The organism is Arcobacter sp. CECT 8983, from assembly GCF_004118855.1.
Taxonomy (GTDB): Bacteria; Campylobacterota; Campylobacteria; order Campylobacterales; family Arcobacteraceae; genus Halarcobacter.
Genome location: NZ_PDKF01000004.1, coordinates 589,924 through 608,769, shown reverse-complemented (window position 1 = coordinate 608,769; position 18,846 = coordinate 589,924). Strand labels below are relative to the sequence as shown.

General features: G+C 29.9%; 22 protein-coding genes. 9 read left to right on the top strand and 13 right to left on the bottom strand.

Translation table 11 applies throughout. From position 1 onward, the window contains the following. Positions 1-8: 8 nt before the first annotated feature. Genes rpsD through rpmJ form a run of 4 tightly spaced genes read right to left on the bottom strand, consistent with a single transcriptional unit; the run spans position 9 to position 1,531 of the window. Entirely contained in the window at positions 9-635 is a 627-nt protein-coding gene (gene rpsD, locus CRV01_RS05865) for a 30S ribosomal protein S4 (RefSeq protein WP_129007296.1), read from the bottom strand. Positions 636-646: 11 nt separating this feature from the next. Further along, complete coding sequence (rpsK, locus tag CRV01_RS05860) at positions 647-1,039, bottom strand: 30S ribosomal protein S11 (protein ID WP_129007295.1); 393 nt, start codon at positions 1,037-1,039, stop codon at positions 647-649. A 12-nt stretch (positions 1,040-1,051) separates the two neighbouring features. Continuing rightward, a complete protein-coding gene (rpsM, locus tag CRV01_RS05855) occupies positions 1,052-1,414 on the bottom strand; it encodes a 30S ribosomal protein S13 (RefSeq protein WP_129007294.1) in 363 nt (120 codons plus the stop codon). 3 nt (positions 1,415-1,417) lie between these two features. Then, positions 1,418-1,531: a 50S ribosomal protein L36 gene (rpmJ, locus tag CRV01_RS05850; protein ID WP_114838802.1), complete on the bottom strand. Its 114-nt coding sequence runs from the start codon at positions 1,529-1,531 to the stop codon at positions 1,418-1,420. 341 nt (positions 1,532-1,872) lie between these two features. Between rpmJ and CRV01_RS05845 the strand changes: the two genes are divergently transcribed. Together CRV01_RS05845 and CRV01_RS05840 are read left to right on the top strand one after the other, a co-directional pair. After that, entirely contained in the window at positions 1,873-2,235 is a 363-nt protein-coding gene (locus CRV01_RS05845) for an HIT family protein (RefSeq protein ID WP_129007293.1), read from the top strand. A 43-nt stretch (positions 2,236-2,278) separates the two neighbouring features. Then, positions 2,279-4,330 (top strand): BCCT family transporter, encoded by a 2,052-nt coding sequence (locus CRV01_RS05840; RefSeq protein WP_129007292.1) that lies wholly within the window; start codon positions 2,279-2,281, stop codon positions 4,328-4,330. Between the two features lie 37 nt (positions 4,331-4,367). Here the strand turns inward: CRV01_RS05840 and CRV01_RS05835 are convergent, their stop codons facing one another. The 3 genes from CRV01_RS05835 to CRV01_RS05825 are packed head-to-tail and all read right to left on the bottom strand — an operon-like array spanning position 4,368 to position 6,877. Further along, positions 4,368-5,294: a DHHA1 domain-containing protein gene (locus CRV01_RS05835; protein ID WP_258238326.1), complete on the bottom strand. Its 927-nt coding sequence runs from the start codon at positions 5,292-5,294 to the stop codon at positions 4,368-4,370. An 18-nt stretch (positions 5,295-5,312) separates the two neighbouring features. Continuing rightward, positions 5,313-6,377 (bottom strand): 3-isopropylmalate dehydrogenase, encoded by a 1,065-nt coding sequence (gene leuB, locus CRV01_RS05830; RefSeq protein ID WP_129007290.1) that lies wholly within the window; start codon positions 6,375-6,377, stop codon positions 5,313-5,315. Further along, positions 6,377-6,877, bottom strand: coding sequence for a 3-isopropylmalate dehydratase small subunit (locus CRV01_RS05825; RefSeq protein ID WP_129007289.1), 501 nt, complete (start codon positions 6,875-6,877; stop codon positions 6,377-6,379). The genes leuB and CRV01_RS05825 overlap by 1 nt, the downstream gene beginning before the upstream one ends. A 182-nt stretch (positions 6,878-7,059) precedes the next feature. On the opposite strand from CRV01_RS05825, the gene rpoD reads away from it, so the two are divergent. After that, the gene (gene rpoD / locus CRV01_RS05820) at positions 7,060-8,919 is read left to right on the top strand and encodes an RNA polymerase sigma factor RpoD (RefSeq protein ID WP_129007288.1); all 1,860 of its coding nucleotides are present in this window, start codon (positions 7,060-7,062) and stop codon (positions 8,917-8,919) included. 4 nt (positions 8,920-8,923) lie between these two features. Continuing rightward, a complete protein-coding gene (locus CRV01_RS05815) occupies positions 8,924-9,610 on the top strand; it encodes a hypothetical protein (protein WP_129007287.1) in 687 nt (228 codons plus the stop codon). Between the two features lie 13 nt (positions 9,611-9,623). Here the strand turns inward: CRV01_RS05815 and CRV01_RS05810 are convergent, their stop codons facing one another. The 4 genes from CRV01_RS05810 to hemL are packed head-to-tail and all read right to left on the bottom strand — an operon-like array spanning position 9,624 to position 12,110. Then, positions 9,624-10,208 (bottom strand): hypothetical protein, encoded by a 585-nt coding sequence (locus CRV01_RS05810; RefSeq protein ID WP_258238325.1) that lies wholly within the window; start codon positions 10,206-10,208, stop codon positions 9,624-9,626. Beyond that, complete coding sequence (locus tag CRV01_RS05805) at positions 10,174-10,485, bottom strand: AtpZ/AtpI family protein (protein ID WP_129007286.1); 312 nt, start codon at positions 10,483-10,485, stop codon at positions 10,174-10,176. The genes CRV01_RS05810 and CRV01_RS05805 overlap by 35 nt, the downstream gene beginning before the upstream one ends. A gap of 9 nt (positions 10,486-10,494) precedes the next feature. After that, positions 10,495-10,809, bottom strand: coding sequence for a pyrimidine/purine nucleoside phosphorylase (locus CRV01_RS05800; protein ID WP_129007285.1), 315 nt, complete (start codon positions 10,807-10,809; stop codon positions 10,495-10,497). 17 nt (positions 10,810-10,826) lie between these two features. Continuing rightward, a complete protein-coding gene (gene hemL, locus CRV01_RS05795) occupies positions 10,827-12,110 on the bottom strand; it encodes a glutamate-1-semialdehyde 2,1-aminomutase (RefSeq protein WP_129007284.1) in 1,284 nt (427 codons plus the stop codon). Between the two features lie 61 nt (positions 12,111-12,171). On the opposite strand from hemL, the gene CRV01_RS05790 reads away from it, so the two are divergent. From CRV01_RS05790 to CRV01_RS05780, 3 genes are read left to right on the top strand one after another with little or no spacing between them, the layout of a single operon-like run. Beyond that, positions 12,172-12,963, top strand: coding sequence for an energy transducer TonB (locus CRV01_RS05790; RefSeq protein WP_129007283.1), 792 nt, complete (start codon positions 12,172-12,174; stop codon positions 12,961-12,963). 50 nt (positions 12,964-13,013) lie between these two features. After that, positions 13,014-13,937 carry a methylenetetrahydrofolate reductase gene (locus CRV01_RS05785; RefSeq protein WP_129007282.1) on the top strand — a complete coding sequence of 308 codons (924 nt, stop codon included), beginning with the start codon at positions 13,014-13,016 and terminating at the stop codon, positions 13,935-13,937. Positions 13,938-13,968: 31 nt separating this feature from the next. Beyond that, positions 13,969-14,655 carry an SOS response-associated peptidase gene (locus CRV01_RS05780; protein WP_129007281.1) on the top strand — a complete coding sequence of 229 codons (687 nt, stop codon included), beginning with the start codon at positions 13,969-13,971 and terminating at the stop codon, positions 14,653-14,655. Position 14,656: 1 nt separating this feature from the next. Here CRV01_RS05780 and speB read toward each other — a convergent pair whose 3' ends face one another. Both speB and CRV01_RS05770 read right to left on the bottom strand, forming a co-directional pair. Further along, complete coding sequence (gene speB / locus CRV01_RS05775; protein WP_129007280.1) at positions 14,657-15,508, bottom strand: agmatinase; 852 nt, start codon at positions 15,506-15,508, stop codon at positions 14,657-14,659. A gap of 1 nt (position 15,509) precedes the next feature. Continuing rightward, positions 15,510-16,616: an FtsW/RodA/SpoVE family cell cycle protein gene (locus CRV01_RS05770; RefSeq protein ID WP_129007279.1), complete on the bottom strand. Its 1,107-nt coding sequence runs from the start codon at positions 16,614-16,616 to the stop codon at positions 15,510-15,512. A 19-nt stretch (positions 16,617-16,635) separates the two neighbouring features. Here CRV01_RS05770 and CRV01_RS05765 point away from each other — a divergent pair, with 19 nt between their 5' ends. Both CRV01_RS05765 and CRV01_RS05760 read left to right on the top strand, forming a co-directional pair. Then, positions 16,636-17,622, top strand: a complete 987-nt coding sequence (locus CRV01_RS05765) for an RluA family pseudouridine synthase (RefSeq protein ID WP_129007278.1) — start codon at positions 16,636-16,638, stop codon at positions 17,620-17,622. After that, a complete protein-coding gene (locus CRV01_RS05760) occupies positions 17,570-18,844 on the top strand; it encodes a fibronectin type III domain-containing protein (protein WP_129007277.1) in 1,275 nt (424 codons plus the stop codon). The genes CRV01_RS05765 and CRV01_RS05760 overlap by 53 nt, the downstream gene beginning before the upstream one ends. The last annotated feature ends 2 nt before the right edge of the window (positions 18,845-18,846 follow it).

Genomic DNA, 18,846 nt, shown 5'->3' with positions numbered 1-18,846 from the left:
CTTATTTATTATTTAGAATATAACTCTACGATTAATCTTTCTTCAACAGGAATAACAACTTCTTCTCTTGTTGGGATTCTTGTAAAAATTCCGAATACTTTATCTTTATCTACATCAACCCATTCAACCATACCAGTTTGGTTAGTTAATTCTAATGCTCTAACGATTTGTGGGTTAGATTTAGATTTTTCTTTAATCTCAATTTTTTGTCCTGGTTTAACAACGTAAGAAGGAATATCAACTTTCTTACCATCAACTAGGATATGTCCATGAGTTGTAAATTGTCTTGCACTCGCTCTAGTTGAAGCGAATCCCATTCTAAATACAACGTTATCTAATCTTTGCTCGATTAATGTAATAAGGTTTGCCCCTGTATTACCATCTCTTCTTGCAGCTTCTTTGAAATATTTTCTGAATTGTTTTTCAGATACACCATAGAAGTATTTAGCTTTTTGTTTTTCTCTTAGTTGTAAACCATACTCAGAAATCTTAGTTCTTCTTTGTCCATGTTGTCCTGGAGCATATGGTCTTTTCTCTAATGCAGATTTTCCGTTAAGTCTTCTTTCACCTTTTAATCCAAGGTCTGCATCCAATCTTCTTTCAATCTTTTCTCTTGGTCCTCTATATCTTGCCATACCTATACTCCTTACACTCTTCTTCTTTTAGGAGGTCTACAACCGTTGTGTGGTAAAGGTGTTACATCTTTAAACCACTTAACAGAAATACCTTCTATAGCTCCAACAGATTTAACTGCTGTATCTCTACCTGAACCTGGCCCTTGGATTTTAATACCTACATTTTTGATACCATGTTCCATAGCTTTAGTCATTGCATCTTCAACAGCTTGTTGAGCTGCAAATGGAGTAGATTTTTTAGAACCTTTGAATCCTAAGTTTCCTGCACTTGACCATGCGATTGCATTACCAGCAGAGTCAGTTACTGTTACCATAGTGTTATTGAACGTTGCTGCAATATGAACGATACCGTCAGCAATATTCTTTTTTACAACTTTTTTTCTAGTTACTTTTCTTTTTGCCATTCGTTATCCTTCTTATGCTGCACCAACAGTTTTCTTTTTACCTTTTCTTGTTCTGGCATTAGTTTTAGTCTTTTGCCCTCTACAAGGTAAACCTTTTCTATGTCTTAAACCTCTGTATGAACCTAAATCCATTAAAGATTTGATATCCATTGCAACTTTTTTTCTAAGATCACCCTCAACCATATAGTTCTTTTGGATTTCTTGTCTAATTGCTGCTGCTTCGTCTTCTGTTAATTCGTGTGCTCTTTTATCATAAGAGATACCAGTAGCGTCTAAGATTAATCTAGAGTTATGTAAACCAATTCCATAAATATACGTTAACGCATATTCCATTCTTTTTTTATTTGGTAAATCAACACCTGCAATTCTTGCCATCGATTATCCTTGTCTCTGTTTATGTTTTTTGTTTTCGCAGATTACTCTAACGATACCTTTTCTTTTGATAACTTTACATTTATCACACATTTTTTTTACTGAAGCTCTAACTTTCATCAGTCATTCCTCTTTTGTGTTTATTACCACATTCCAACAGGGAAGAACTACACTTGAAAAAAGCAAACTGCTTTGCTTTTTTGTAGTTCGCCCCGATTTTTATATATTGCATTGCAATAAAAATCGGCGGAGCCAAGCTTAAACAACCATTGTATCTCGTTTGAGACAAGGGCTATTTGCTTTTTTCTGGTTCTGCCCAACTCTTTATAAAACACAAAAATTTTATAAAAAATTCCTCTATGGTTGGAAAAATGGATTTGGATTATAGTTATTTATTGCTTAAATATAGTTTAATTAGGGCTATGTTAGTATTAATTTACAATTTAACTAGTGAGAAAACAATGATATATAAAAATGACTTAATAAATATAAAAGTAGAAAAAAGTGAAATTCCATGGCTTATTATTTTTACAAATGAAAATATAAAAGAGTTTTCACAATGTGATAATAAAACAAAAACTGAAATATTTAGATGTCTAGATATTATAGAAAAACATATGCTTGAATATTACACTCCAGAAAAAATAAATATAGCTTCTTTTGGAAATTATGTACCACATGTACATTTTCATATAATGGCTAGATTTAAAGAAGACTCTTATTTCCCTGAACCAATGTGGGGGAAGAAACAAAGAGAAGCAAATTTATCTCTTCCATCTTTTGATGAATTTACAAAGAGATTACTAAACAAATTAAATTCTTAGTCACATTTTGCTAATATAATTCTTTTTTAAGAAAGGATTATATGTGTTAGAAAAATTAAAAAAATCTAATTCGACAGTTCTTCTTCCAGTTTTTGTTCCAGCAGTTATAGTTATATTTCTATTAGTTGTTGGAACAATTAGTGACCCTAAACTTATGGGAGAAGTATTTTCTGTAACGTTAAAATATATAACTAATGATTTTGGTTGGTTCTATATGTTAGCTGTTGCTTTATTTTTAATATTTATTGTATGTATTGCCTTGTCTCCTTGGGGTAATATAAAATTAGGTCCTGATCACTCAGAACCTGAATATAGTTTTTCCTCTTGGTTTGCAATGTTATTTTCAGCAGGTTATGGTATAGCCTTACTTTTCTTTGGTGTTGCAGAACCCATTTTACACTATGCAGAACCACCAGAAGGTGCAGCACAAACAATTGCAGCTGCTAAACAAGCAATGCAAATTGCATATTTTCACTGGGGATTCCATATTTGGGCTATTTATGGTTTAGTTGGTCTATCACTTGCATATTTTGCATTTAGACATGGTTTACCATTATCTATGAGATCAACACTTTATCCACTTATTGGAGAAAAAATACATGGTCCAGCAGGACATACTGTTGATACCTTTGCTATTTTAGGTACACTATTTGGTATTGCTACAACTTTAGGTTTATCTGTTTCACAAATAAATGCAGGATTAAACTATTTGTGGCCTAGCATTGAAGTAAGTATATTTAATCAAATTATTGCAATTGTTGTTATTACTGCCATGGCACTTTTTTCAGTACTTGCAGGTATGGATAAAGGGGTAAAAAGATTATCTTTATTAAATATATATCTAGCTATTGCTTTAATGACTTTTGTATTTATTGTTGGTCCTACAATATTTATTTTAAATACTTTTTTAGAAAATACAGGTAGTTACTTAAGTAATATTGTAGAAAGAACTTTTAGCTTACAAGCATATATTTCAAATGATTGGATTGGAAACTGGACTCTATTTATTTTTGGTTGGACAATTGCATGGGCTCCTTTTGTAGGTCTGTTTATTGCAAAAATCAGTAAAGGTAGAACAATAAGACAATTTGTTGTTGGAGTTATGTTAGTACCTACAATTTTTACATTCCTTTGGTTCTCAGTTTTTGGTGATACAGCTTTACATATGGTTATGGTTCAAGGGTATGATTCACTAATAACAGAAGTACAAAATGATAAAGCCATTGCACTATTCAAACTTTTTGAAAGACTGCCTTTAACTGATGTTTTATCTTTTATTGCTGTATTTTTAATTATTACGTTCTTTGTAACTTCTTCTGACTCAGGTTCACTTGTAATTGATTCTTTAGCTTCAGGTGGAGTAATTCATACTCCTATTTGGCAAAGATCATTTTGGGTAATTTTAGAAGGTTTAGTTGCATCTATTCTTCTTGTTGCAGGTGGATTAGGAGCCTTGCAAACAGCTTCTATTGTAAGTGCCTTGCCATTTGCTATTATTATGATAATTGCAGCTATTGGAATGTGGAGAGCTTTAATTATTGAAGACCACAGAGAAGATAGTTTACAACATAATGTAAATATGAATTTCCAACATCCAAGTATTGATAATGAGGATTTTTGGAAAGGAAGACTTAAAGAGCTAATTAATTTCCCTAAAAAAGGTGTTGTTGTGAACTTTATAAAAAAAGATGTTCTAAACAGCATGAAGAAGTTAAAGAAAGAGCTTAGCCAATCAGAATGGGATTGTGACATTGAATATGATGAGGAGTATGTAAGATCTATTATTACTATTTATAAAGATGACAATATTAGGTTTACATATGAAGTAAGATTAAGAGAATACGAAATACCAGAGTTTGCTCACTTAGAAGATGCAAATAAAAAGCAAAAATACTATTATAATGCCGAAGCCTTCTTAAAAAGAGGAGCATTACATTATGATTTATATGGTTATGAGGAGCATACAATTATCAATGATATTATTACTCAGTTTGAAAGATATTTAAGATTTATTCATACTACACCAGCTACACTTCCTTGGGATATGGATGAACATGATGATTTATTAGATAATGAAAGTGAAACAAACAAATAAATAGGATTTTATCCTATTTATTTAAACAGTTAAAAGATTAACCGTCAGCGTTGATTTGAGTAATTAACTCTTCTAATACTTGTTCTGCCTTATCGTGGTCAATTTGACAACCACCAGCAGCTTTGTGACCTCCGCCACCATATTTAAGCATTAACTCACCAACATTTGTTTTTGAAGTTTTATTAATAATTGATTTACCAGGAGAAAATACTACATTTTGTTTTTCTCTTCCCCATACAACATGCATAGATATATTAATTTCTGGATGTAAAGCATATACTAAAAATCTATTTCCAGGATAAATAATCTCTTCACTTCTATAATCAATAATTGCAAGATTAGCTTTTATTGTAGTACATCTTTTTAGTTGTTCTTCAAACTCTTTTTCATATTTGAAGTATAAATCAACTCTCTCTTTTACATCTGATAGTTTTAATATATCTTCAATTGTATGGTCTTTACAATAGTCAATTAAATCCATCATCAGTTGATAGTTTGAAACAGTAAATTCTCTAAATCTTCCAAGACCAGTTCTTGAATCCATTAAGAAACTTAATAGCTCCCAACCTTGTGGATTAAGAATATCTTCTTTTGTAAAGCTAGCACTGTCTGCTTTGTTTGCTGCATCCATCATAGGTCTAAAAGTTGAAGGAAACTTTTCATCTCCTCCATAATATTGATATACAACTTCAGCAGCACTTGGTGCATCAGCTTCAATTATATGGTTATCTCTTTTTTCATTTCTTAGTGTTTCTGAAAAATGGTGATCAAATGCTAGGTAAACACCATCTACATATGGTAAGTTTGTTGTAATATCGTTTTGCGTTATTTCAATTTTTCCATCTTGCATATCTTTTGGGTGAACAAAAGTTATTTCATCTATAATACCTAGGTATTTCATTAGTGTTCCACACACTAAACCATCCATATCACTTCTTGTAACTAATCTATACTTTTTAGACATAACCATAAACTCCTAAAGTTATTTTATGTTGTTTGCAATAACATCACCCATTTCAGCAGTAGAAACAACTTCTTTTGCATCATATGCAGCTAAATCACCTGTTCTATATCCATCTTTTAATGCTTTTTTAATTGCTGCATCAATTTTGTCTGCTGCTTCGATTTCTCCTAAAGAGTATCTTAACATCATTCCAGCAGATTCAATTGTTGCGATTGGGTTTGCAATTCCTTGTCCTGCAATATCAGGAGCAGAACCATGAATCGGCTCATAAATTGCTGTTTTATCTCCAGTTGAAGCTGATGGTAATAATCCAATAGAACCAACAACCATAGAAGCTGTATCAGATAAAATATCTCCAAAAATATTTCCAGTTACAATTACATCAAACTGTTTTGGATTTCTTACAAGTTGCATTGCAGCATTGTCAACATACATATGACTAAGTTCCACTTCTGGATAATCTTTTGCTATTTCTTCCATAGTATCTCTCCATAATTGAGAAACTTCAAGAACATTTGCTTTATCAACAGAACAAACTCTTTTATCCCTTTTCATTGCAAGCTCAAAGGCAGTTTTACCAATTCTTTCAATTTCTGGTTTAGTATAAACCATAGTATTAAATGCTTTAAAACCATCATTTTCTCTTGGTTGACCAAAATAAATTCCACCAATAAGTTCTCTTACAATCATAATATCAACACCTTCAATAACCTCAGGTTTAAGTGTTGAAGCATTTACTAACTCATCATAGATAATTGCTGGTCTTAAGTTTGCATAAACTTCCATAGCTTCTCTAAACTTTAAAAGTCCAGTTTCTGGTCTTTTATCTCTTGGTAAGTTGTCCCATTTTTCTCCACCAATTGCTCCAAATAAACAAGCATCTGAGTTTAGTACTCCTGTAACAGTCTCTTCTGGTAATGGATCACCTGTAACATCAATAGCAATACCACCCATTAAATACTCTTTATATTCTAAAGAGAAACCACAAGAATATGAAACTGCATCTAAAACTTTAATAGCTTCATCTACAATCTCTGGACCAATACCATCACCTTTAATAATTGAAATATTATACTTTTTCATTATTTTTCAACTCCCATTTCAGCTTTTGCGAAATTGATTAAACCACCAGTAGAGATTAGCTTTTGCATAAACTCTGGAATTGGTATAAATTTATATGTTTTATTTGTAGTGTTATTTGTAATTTCACCTGCATCTAGGTCAATTGAAATCTCTTCACCCTCTTTAATCTCTAATGATTCAGGTAGTTCAAAAATTGGTAATCCCATATTAAATGCATTTCTGTAAAAAATTCTTGCAAATGATGGAGCAACAACTGCTGCAACTCCAGCTGCTTTTAAAGCGATTGGTGCATGTTCTCTTGAAGAACCACAACCAAAGTTTTCTCCAGCAACAATGATATCGCCTTTTTGTAATTTTTTTGGAAAATCAGGATCTGCATCTTCCATTACATATTTAGCTAAATGTTCTGGATCAGAGCTATTTAAATATCTAGCAGCAATGATAACATCTGTATCAATATTTGCCCCAAAATTCCAAACTTTTCCCGTTATTTTACTCATCTTAAACTTCCTTATTTACCTTAAATTTTTATTTCAAAACTTCTTGGATATTTTTATAAAGTCAATCATTTTATCCAAAAATTAAAAAATAATAGATTAAATAAATAAAATTAAAGGTAATTTCAAATATTTTCGGTATAATATATGCCTTATCTTTAAAAACAAATGAGGAATTTCCATTTATGAGCGCAAAAGATTTAAATAAAGAGATTGAACAGACAGTAAAAGAATACAAAGATTCTGTTCTTACATACGAAAAACTTATTAAAATCTTTCCAAAAGCTCCTTCAGCTGCAAACGTAAAAAAACTTTTAGCTTTTATACAACTATATAACGTAACACTTATTAGTTCACAAGAACAAGCAAAAAGAATGAACGCTGAAGAGGCAAAAAAGAAAGAAGACCTAAGAAATAAAATGAGAGAAAACGATGAAGATGTTTTCGACTTACTTAAAAACAAAGAGCTTTTAGAGTGGTCAAGATCAGATTCACCGGTTAGAATGTATTTAAGAGAAATGGGTCAAATTCCACTTCTTACAAAAGAAGAAGAGATTGAAATTTCTAAAAAAATTGAAATGGGTGAAGATATCATTCTTGATGCAATCTGTTATGTACCATACTTAATTGATTTTATTTTAGAGTATAAAGAGCCTTTAGTAAATAGAGAAAGAAAAGTAAAAGAGCTATTTAGAAACTTTGATGATGAAGATTCTGATGACTCTTCTGAAAATGAAGATTCTGATGATGTAGAAGAAGAAATAAGTGAAGATGAGAAATCATCAAAGAAAAATAAAAAACTTGATAAAAGAGCTGAAACTATTATTGCAGCCTTTAAAATTTTAGAAAAAGCAAAAAAAGATTGGCTTAAATTCCAAACTAAAGAAGAAGCAAAATCTGATGATGAACAAGATCAAATGCAATTTAATCTTGCTGCAGCATTTAAAAAGAGAGTTGTAAAAGATGCTCTTACTGATTTAGGACCTACTTCTAAACTTATTTCTGAAATTGTTAAAGCAATGGAAACAGCACTTAAATCAGATACTGGTTTTGAAACTGAACTAAAAAAATTAGAATATAAATTACCTTTATTTAATGATATTTTATTAAAAAATCACCAAAAGATTTTAGATAATATTATCAACTTATCTAAAGTTCAAATTACTTCTATGGTTCCTGAAGCAACTATGGTTTCTACGTATATGGAAATCAAAAAACTGTTCCAAACAGCAGAAGCATCTAAAGGTGGATTTGATTTAGAGCCAGAAGAACTTGTGGATGTATTAGAACAAATCAAAAGAGGTAAAAAGATTACTGACCAAGCTAAAACTAGAATGGCAAAATCAAACCTTAGACTTGTTGTATCTATTGCAAAAAGATATACAAATAGAGGTTTACCTTTCTTAGACTTAATCCAAGAAGGAAATATTGGTCTTATGAAAGCCGTTGATAAGTTTGAGTATAAAAAAGGTTATAAATTCTCTACTTATGCAACTTGGTGGATTAGACAAGCAATTTCAAGAGCAATTGCAGACCAAGCTAGAACTATTAGAATTCCAATTCATATGATTGAAACTATTAATAGAATTAATAAAATCATTAGAAAAGGTATTCAAGAAAATGGTAAAGAGCCGGATGTAGAAGAAATCTCAAAAGAAGTAGGATTACCTGTTGATAAAGTTAAACAAGTAATTAAAATCACTAAAGAACCTGTATCACTTGAAGCTCCTATTGGATCTGATGATGATGGTAAATTTGGGGACTTCGTGCCTGATGAAAAAGCTCCAACTCCAATTGATAATATTATGAAAGATGACTTACAAGGTCAAATTGATCAAATATTAGCTCAACTGAATGAAAGAGAACAAGCAGTTGTTAGAATGAGATTTGGACTTATGGAAGATGCAAGTGATAGAACACTAGAAGAGATTGGAAAAGAGCTTTCTGTAACAAGAGAAAGAGTTAGACAGATTGAATCAAGTGCTATTAAAAAGCTTAAGCATCCAAAAGTTGGTAAAAACCTTAAAAACTACGTAGAAAGCTAATATAATGAATTTTTTTGAAGAATGGGTTGAACTAGATTTAAATCCAGTTATTTCCTTTTCCTCAAGTGGAAAACTTCTGTTTTCTAATCATGAAGCTCAATTTTTGTTTAATAGAATTAAACAAAAAGAGCTTTTTGATTTAACTTTAAAATATGCACCTAAAACTTTTGGTGTAGAAACTACATATATTGATTTAAGTATAGAAAACTACACTTTTTATGCTATTACTGTTAAGTATGATAATGAAGATGAAATCCATATGAAACTTTATAAAAGTGCTATGGTAAAAAAAGATTCACAATTAACTACTAAAAATACTAACATTACAAATATCTTTACACTTGTAGATTTAGCTATTTCAAGTAAAAAAATAAAATCAGCTAGTAAGTTTATAAAAAATTATGACCCTTCTATTCCTGAATTTAAAATCAATGCAAAAGAGTTTATAAAAACCCTTAATCTTATATATGATGCATTTGATAAAAGTGAAATAGTAACTACATCTGTAATTTTAAAAATTGGTGAATATATTAAAATTGATGGAAAGAAATACTCGATTATAAGTGTGGAACTAAGTTCTAGTAATAGTATAGACTTAGATTCATTTAATTATGAAGATGAAAATGCTTCATTTATAGTAACAAAACTACAAGACAAAGTTTCTATTGACCTTCCTTTAATAACAAAGTAAGGTCTAGAAACTTTTACTCTTCTAACTTCTTTTTAAAAACAAGTTTTGAAAGTAATGTTCCAAAAGGAACAACACTTAAACCAATTAAAAATGGAACTGCTAGAAAAATACCATTATTATTTAATGCAAAAAAACCAAAAACTAAAGAACCATATCCAAGTATTCTATAAATAGATACAAAACTACTTGCTGAAGTAAAAGTGTTTTTTATAGAGTGTCTTTTAACTTTTGATTTTTCATCTTTGATTATCTCTTTGATTTTTTCAGTTGTTAATTCCTCTTCGGGAATCTCTTCATATTCAGAATATAAATCATAAGGATCATCTATTTCATCTATTTTATCTCTATCTTCTAAAGATTTATGCTCACTTTTTTTTTCAAGTGTTGATAATCTATTATTAACATTTCTTCTATATGCTAAAAAAGAAGCAAGTGTGACAAATAAAGAACCTAAAAATGCAACTTGAGTATTTAAAGCCCAAATTGCATTTTGAAAAATGAAAGAGTATAGTACTAAACTTGCATCAAGTATTAAAAATACTTTTGCAAAATCAAATATATATTTATTCGTCGTCATCAAAGTCAGATTTGTCGCCATACTTTGCTCTATGAGCATATCTTGGGTCATTTTCAAGCCCTTCAAACTCTTTTTGAGCTCTTCTATAGGCTTTATAGATATTTAATCCAGCAGCAGCAATACCCCAGAAAAGACCTAACCATAAAGTCCAAGCATAACCAGTCCAAGCTTTTAAGCCATATCCTATACCAAAACCAATTGCAACAGCTGCTACAATTGAAATACCTAAAGATAAGTTATCTAAAGCTCTTAGTTTATCTTGGTGTTTAGGTGTTTCTTCTGTTTTTTTATTTTCCATTTATATTCCCTATTTTATATAAGAACAACAATAATCAGTTATTGTTTTAACTTTGATATCAAAACTTGAATTTGCTGGTACATCAAAAGAAGTATTCGCTGTATAAGTATTCCAAGTATCAGAGTCCTTTAATTTTACTTCTACTTCACCTTCAGTAATTTCCATTAGTTCTGCTTGATTAGTACCAAATGTATATTCTCCAGGCATCATAATTCCTAAAGATTTTTCTTCACCATTTTCATCAACAAAAGATCTACTTGTAACATTTCCGTCAAAGTAGATATTTGCTTTTTTTGTTAATTCAACATTTTTAAAAGTTGACATATTTATATTTTCCTTTTTTATAGGTTCTGCATAACTTCATCAGCTGCTGCAATACACTCATCAATCATAGAGTCAGACATAACTGTTGAAATAAATCCAGCTTCATATTGAGAGCAAGCAAAATAGAAACCTTTTTTGATCATCTCATGGTGAAACTTACCGAATCTTTCAAAATCACAAAGTGCACTTACTTCTTTAAAGTTTGTAGGCATTTTTTCTGCAAAAAAGAATCCAAACATACTTCCTCTTGTGTCAACTTGAAGAGGAATATTGTTTTTTGTAGCTACTTCTTTAAAACCAGTTACTAATTTAACTGCTTTTCTATTTAATTCAGTATGTAGATTTGGAATTGATTTTAATTTTCTTAAACTTGTAAGTCCTGCTGCCATTGCAACTGGGTTACCACTTAAAGTTCCTGCTTGATAAACTGCACCATCTGGACTTAAATGTCCCATAATTTCTTTATTTGCAGCAAAAGCACCAACTGGCATACCTGCACCAATTACTTTACCAAAAGTAATAATGTCACCTTTAACATCAATTAGACCATGTGCACCTGTTAAAGAAGTTCTAAACCCTGTCATTACTTCATCTAAAATAAGTAATGCCCCATTTTTATCACATAATTCTCTACACTCTTTTAAAAACTCTGCTGAAGCAGGAACTAATCCCATATTTCCAGCAATTGGCTCCATTATAATACAAGAGATATCATTTGATTCCTCAAAACATTTTCTTAAATCTTCAATATTATTATATTCGCAAACTAAAGTATGTTTAGTAAAATCAGCTGGTACACCTGGAGAACTTGGAGTTCCTAAAGAAGCTAAACCAGAACCTGCTTGAACAAGTAAAGAATCAGAATGCCCATGATAGCATCCTTCAAACTTAACAATTGCATTTTTACCAGTAACACCTCTAGCAAGTCTAATAGCAGACATAGTAGCTTCTGTTCCAGAGTTTACAAATCTTACTTTATCAATATGATCGTACATTTCAACAATTTCACTTGCTAATTCAGTTTCTAAAACTGTTGGCGCACCAAAAGAAAGACCTTTTTTAACTGTTTGTATTACTGATTCTTCAATATCTTCATCACAATGTCCGAATATTAGTGGTCCCCAACTTTGAATAAAATCTAAGTATTTATTACCATCTACATCTACTAAATAAGCACCCTCACCTCTTTCAATAAAAGGTGGTGTTCCTCCTACACTTTTAAAAGCTCTAACTGGTGAATCAACACCACCTGGAATTACTTGGCAAGCTTGTTCATAAGCTTCAATTGATTTTTCAAACATTATGTATCCTATTTATCATTATTTTTTATAATTAAAAGCAACATTCTACTATAATTGCGTTATGAAACTTATTATACTAGCGTTTATTTTATCAATAACTTTTCACTTTTTATTTTTAACTAAAATTGAATCACCTAAAGAGCAGATGTATGACAAACCATCGAGCTCAAAAAAAATTGATAAATCTTCTGTACACTTTGTAAAGTTACAACCAAAAGTGAAGCCTCAAAAGAAGACTGAACCAAAACAAGAAAAAGTAAAACCTAAAAAACAAGATAGACCTAAAAAGTACAAAGAAGTAAAAATACCTAAACAAAATATTCCTAAAAGAGATGTAATAAAAAAACCTAAAAAGATTCAGAAAAGACCAACTCCAAAAGTTGAAGCAAAACCTACATTTACAAAAGATATTCCTAAAAAAACACAAAGGGAAAAAGATATTGAGAAAAGATCACTAGAAAACTTTCTATTAGCAGAACCTGTTCCATTAGATAAAGAATTACTTGATGATATTACAAAAAGCTATATCAATCTTTATGGAGAAGAGTATAACTCTTTTACAAAGGTGCAAAAAGTATTTTTACAAAAAAATCTAAAAGATATAGGAAGAATTACACAAAAGTATTTAAGATACCCACATATTGCAGTCAGAACAAGGCAACAAGGGATGAATATAGTTGAATTTACTCTTCACCCAAATGGGGATATATCTAATCTAAGAATTACTAACTCTTCAGGGTATTCAAGTTTAGATGAAAATACCAAAGAAACAATTGAGTATGCATATAAAGATTATCCAAGACCAAAAACACCTACAAAAATAAAGATATACGTTTATTACAAGTTGTATTAATGTATAATACGAAAAATTTACAATTATTATTATAAAAATTAAGGTTTTCAATGCTTACAGATAAGATTAGAAATAAAGAAAATGGAATATTATTATACGGAATTACACCTCCAAAAGTAAAACATACCCAAGAAGAGATAAAAGAGATTGCTAAAAAGCATGTTGAAAGAATTTCAAAACTAAATGTAGATGGTTTAGTTTTATATGATATTCAAGATGAGTCAGATAGAACTGATGAAAAAAGACCTTTTCCTTTTATCAAAACAATTAATCCTTGTGAATACTCTAAAAACTATTTACAAGAACTTAAAACTCCAAGAATTGTTTATAGAGCAGTTGGTAATTATACTGCAAAGCAGTTTGCAACTTGGCTTGAAAGTACAAAAGCAACTCAAGTACACTCTGTATTTGTTGGAGCAGCAAGTCATGAGCAACAAACAAATATCACTTTAAAAGAAGCATACAATATAAAAAAAGAAGTTAATAATAATCTTTGTCTTGGTGGAATTGCAATTCCAGAAAGACATATGAAAAAACATGATGAACATTTAAGAGTATTTTCTAAGCAAAATAGTTCTTGTGAGTATTTTATTACTCAGTGTGTTTATGATCTACATGCTGCAAAAACATTTTTAACAGACTATGCAAAATACGCAAAAGAAAACAATATTGAACCTGTGCCAATTATTTTTACCCTAACTCCTTGTGGTAGTGCTAAAACCCTTGATTTTATGAAGTGGTTAGGAATCAATATTCCAAACTATTTAGAAGAGGATTTAAAAGAGTCTGGTGATATTTTACATGATTCAGTAAAACTTTCAAGAGATATCTTTGAAGATTTATTTATATATGGTAAAAAAAGAGGTATTCCAGTTGGCTGCAACATAGAAAGTGTAGCTATTAGAAAAGCTGAGATTGATGCTTCTGTTGAGTTATTAGAAGAGATAAGACAAATAATTAAAGACAATAAGTAAAAGAAATTTTTCTTTTACTTTAATACTACCTATGCCTGGTCGTTTAGCTATTTTCAACGACAAATCTTTTAAAAAAGATGCTTCTCATCTAATAAAAAACGATATGATTCAAACTTTGAATCCAAGATATAACCTCCCTCCAACACTGCCTATACCTGCGCTTTTAAATAATGGAAACTATTTATATTCTCATTTTGGATATTTACCTTCTTGGGCAAAAGATAAAAAAGCAATGAATATAAATGCAAGAAGCGAATCTATCTTTGAAAAGCAAACATTTAGAGATTCATTTAGATTTAGAAGATGTATTATCCCTATAAATGGTTTTTATGAATGGAAAATAGAAGATAAAGAAAAAACACCCTACTTTGTAAAAGATATAAAAAATGACTATTTAGCCCTAGCAGGTATTTGGGATGAATATTTTGATATTGAGTTAAACATGAAAATAGTAACTGTTGCATTAATAACTTGTGATGCCAATGAAAAGTTAGGAGAAATTCATCACCGTATGCCTGTAGTATTAGAGAAAAAAGAGTTTCAAACTTGGCTTTACAGTGAAAACTTAAAAGAGGTAAACTCTTTATTTAATATTTATCCAAACGAAAAGCTTGAGATTTATGAAGTAACATCAAATGTAAACAAAGTTTTATTTGATGAAAGCTCTTGTATAAAAAAAGTTGAACAAAGTAACCTTGGTCAACTCTCTTTATTCTAAATTATTTTATAGTTGCAAGGACTAACTCTCTTAAAGTCTTACATGCCACAGCAGTTGAAACACCACTTGCATCAAACTTAGGACTAAGTTCAACTACATCAAGCCCTACTACATTTTCAAGTCTTGATAAAATAGAAATAATCTTCATCATGTCATGAAAATCAATTCCACCTGGTTCTGGTGTTCCTGTTCCTGGAAATACTGAAGGGTCTAAAACATCTAAATCAATAGTGATATACACAGGTTTATCAACTAAAAGTTCAACTCTTTCTTCTAGTGTGTTATATGTAAATTTTTCTAAATGAGAGTGTTCTTTTGCCCATTCAAACTCTTCTTTTAGACCACTTCTAATACAAAACTGATTTAATCTTCCATCACCAACTTGATCATAAATTCTTCTTAAAACTGTTGCATGACTTAAAGCTTCACCTAAATAGTCATTTCTTAAATCAGTGTGTGCATCAAAATGAATAATATGTAAATCTTCATACTTTTTTGATAGTGCTTTTACAGGTCCAAGTGATACTAAATGTTCTCCACCAATCATAATTGGGATTTTCCCTGCATCAATGATTTCTTGTGTCATTTCTTGAATCATTCTTAAAGCAGTTTTTTTATCCCCAAAGGGAACTTCTAAATTTCCATAATCAAAAAGTTTTAAATCTTCTAAATCTTTATTTTGATACGGACTAAAACTCTCTAATCCCCAAGAGTCTTCTCTCATTGCACTTGGTGCAAATCTTGTTCCTGGTTTAAAAGAAGTTGTTCCATCAAAAGGAACTCCAAATAAAACTGCTTTTGATTCTTCAAAAGAGTCTTCAAATCCAATAAAAGTAGAACTTTGTGCTTCCATTTTATAATCGCCTTTCAAAATTATACATATCCATATACCTAAATGCTAATAAATTTTCTAATATTGCAAAAAGTACAATAAAGTTAATAAAAGAACTTCCTCCATATGAAAACAGAGGTAAAGGAAGTCCAACTACAGGGGCATAACCAATAACCATCAAAATATTAATACTCATATTTAAAAATATAAGAAGTCCAAGTCCGGAGGCAAAGGAACGAATTACATAATCATCATGAAAGTAGTAATTAAAAGACAATAAATGATAAATTAGTAAACCATAAATAAATATAAGTCCTATAGCACCTAGAAAGCCATATCTTTCTACAAAATATGCAAAAATAAAATCACTTGTTGCAATAGGTAAAAACTTTAATTGTGTTTGTGTAGCTTCTTGGGCTTCTTTCCCAACTAAACCACCATTTCCAATTGCAATAATAGATTGTTGAACTTGATAACTAGGTTTTTCAGAAAGAAAATCTTTAATTCTTTTTTTCTGATAATCTTTAATCAAATTTGTATAGATAAAAGGAGAAGCTAAAGCTATTGTTACAAAAATAGTAGCCCAAATTTTCCAATTAACTCCTACTATAAATAAAATCCCATAACCAACAAGAAGTAAAACTAATGCCGTACCTAAATCAGGCTCTTTTGCAATTAAAATAAAAGGAAGAAAAATATAAAAAGAGAAATATATAAAATCTTTTAAATTGTATCCTCTATCTTCTGGTGGCTTATTGTGAATTAAGTGTCCAAGCATAAGAATAAATACAGGCTTAAATAGTTCACTTGGTTGAATTGTCATATTTATTAAAGGTAAACTAAGCCATCTTTTAGCACCTAATTTAGTAACACCAAAAAACTCAACTGCAAGTAGCAAAAATATACCAAGCCAATACAAAATAGGAATAAGTCTAATATTTCTTCTAATTGGTAAGATAAATACTATAAAAAAAACAATTAATGAGATTGTAAAATAAATTAATTGTTTATTCGCTAATATACGGTTTGTTTCACTTATAAGATTGTATGATAACAATATTAAAGGCAATACAAATATAACTATTAAATAATCAAAATGTGAAATAATTCTTTTATCAAATAAACGCATAGTGAAAGAGTACCCAAATATGGATAAAAATTTTATTGTTCAAGAGACAAATAGATTAGATAAATTTTTAAGTTCTAAAATTGATGCATCAAGAAATCAGATAGAACAACTAATAAATAAAGAATATGTAAAAGTTGATGGTAAAACTTGTACAAAAAGAGGTTTAAAATTAAAGTTAGAACAAAAAGTAGAAGTTCACTTTCCAGATGCCCAAATAAATCCAGTAAAAGATGAAGGTTTCATAAAAGAGTCTTTAAAAGATAAAAATATTGAAATAATTTATGAAGATGATTATATTTTAGTTGTAAACAAACCTTATAACCTTACAGTTCATGATGCACCAAGTGTAAAAGATGCAACTTTAGTTGACTGGTTAAAACTAAATAACTTTTCTCTTTCTACAATAAGTGGTGAAGAAAGACATGGTATTGTTCATAGACTAGATAAAGGAACTAGCGGTGTAATGGTTATTGCTAAAACAAATGAAGCTCATACTGGGCTTTCAAAACAACTTGAAGATAAAAGTATGGGAAGATACTATTTAGCAATAATTGATTTACCCTTAAAAGATAATATTATAATTGAAAAACCAATTGCTAGAAACCCAAATAATAGACTTAAAATGTCAATTGAACAAAATGGTAAAAATGCAAAATCTGCTTTTTGTAAACTATGCACTTCAAATAATGATAAATATGATTTAATAGCATGTAAACTTTTCACAGGTAGAACTCATCAAATAAGAGTACACTTAAGTACTATGAATAGGCATATCCTAGGTGATAATTTATATGGATTTAAGGGCGAATTAAATAAAATAAATAGATTTTATTTGCATGCATACAATCTTTACTTAATTCATCCAATTACAAAAGAAAAAATGAGTTTTACTGCAAAACTTTCAAATGACATGCATGACTTTTTAACAAACAATTTTAATATGGAGATTGTAAATGACAAAATTGATGAAACTAACATCGTTAAGTGCTTTAATTTTACTACTTAGTGGATGTAGTTTAAAAAACTTCGATACTACAAAACCAAAAATTAATGAAACTCTTGAAGTAGTTGATTCTGCTTCTATTAGAACTCTTCCAGATATCAATGCAATTGCTTTTGAGTGGAGAAAAGTTGATGACCCTAGAGTTACAGGATATCATTTTTATAGAGCAAATTTACAAAAAGATGGTGCAAAATTAAAACTAATTGATACAGTTGAAAATAGATACACAACACATTATGTAGATGAAGATGTGGAACCTAGTACAAAATATGTTTATAAAATTTCTTCTGCTACTGCTACAGAATTTGAATCAAAAACTACTAATGACTATGTAGTTTCAACACTTCCACTAATGGAAGGAGTAAGTTTTATTCAAGCTATTTCAAATCTTCCAAGACAAATTAAAATTGTTTGGAGACCACATAGTAGTGAAAGAATCGAAAGTTATGAAATTCAAAGAAAAACTCCTGCAACTAGCAAGTGGGAAGAGATTGAAACTTTAGATGGAAGATTACAAGCTGAGTATATTGATTTAGACTTAGAAGACAATGTTGTTTATCACTATAGAGTTATTGGTAAAACATTTGATGGTTTAGAAACTATGCCAAGTGATTTAGTAAAAGCTCAAACAAAACCTTTACCCGAAGGAATTTTAAGTTTAAAAGCTACAACTGACTTACCTAGAAAAATCAGTTTAAAATGGGAACCTTCAAAATCTGCTGATGTAGTTAAATATAATATCTATAGAAGTACAGATGATCAAAGTGGTTTTGATGTTATAAAAACAGTTAATGCCGAAACTTTAAATTATGAAGATTTCGTTAATGAAGATGGAAAAGTATATTTTTATAAAGTAAGTTCAGTAGATAAAGATGGTCTAGAAAGTAATTTAAATGTTAACTCTGTAATGGGTGTTACTTTAAATAAACTAAGAAAACCTGTAATGACTCTTGCACAAATTCAAGGGGCAAAAGCTATTTTAAATTGGCAACCAGGTGATGATAGAGCAGTTTCATATACTGTTTATAAAACTATAAAAGAAGGTTTTTTCAAAGATAAGACTATTAAATATCAAGATATTACCGCACTTAGATTTGAAGATAAAGATATTGTAAGAGGTGTGCAGTATAGCTATGCTATTCAAGCAGTTGACAAAAATGGGATTCACTCTGAAATAACAAAAGAAACAGAGCTTATTTTACCTAAGTTAGTGGAGATGAACTAAAT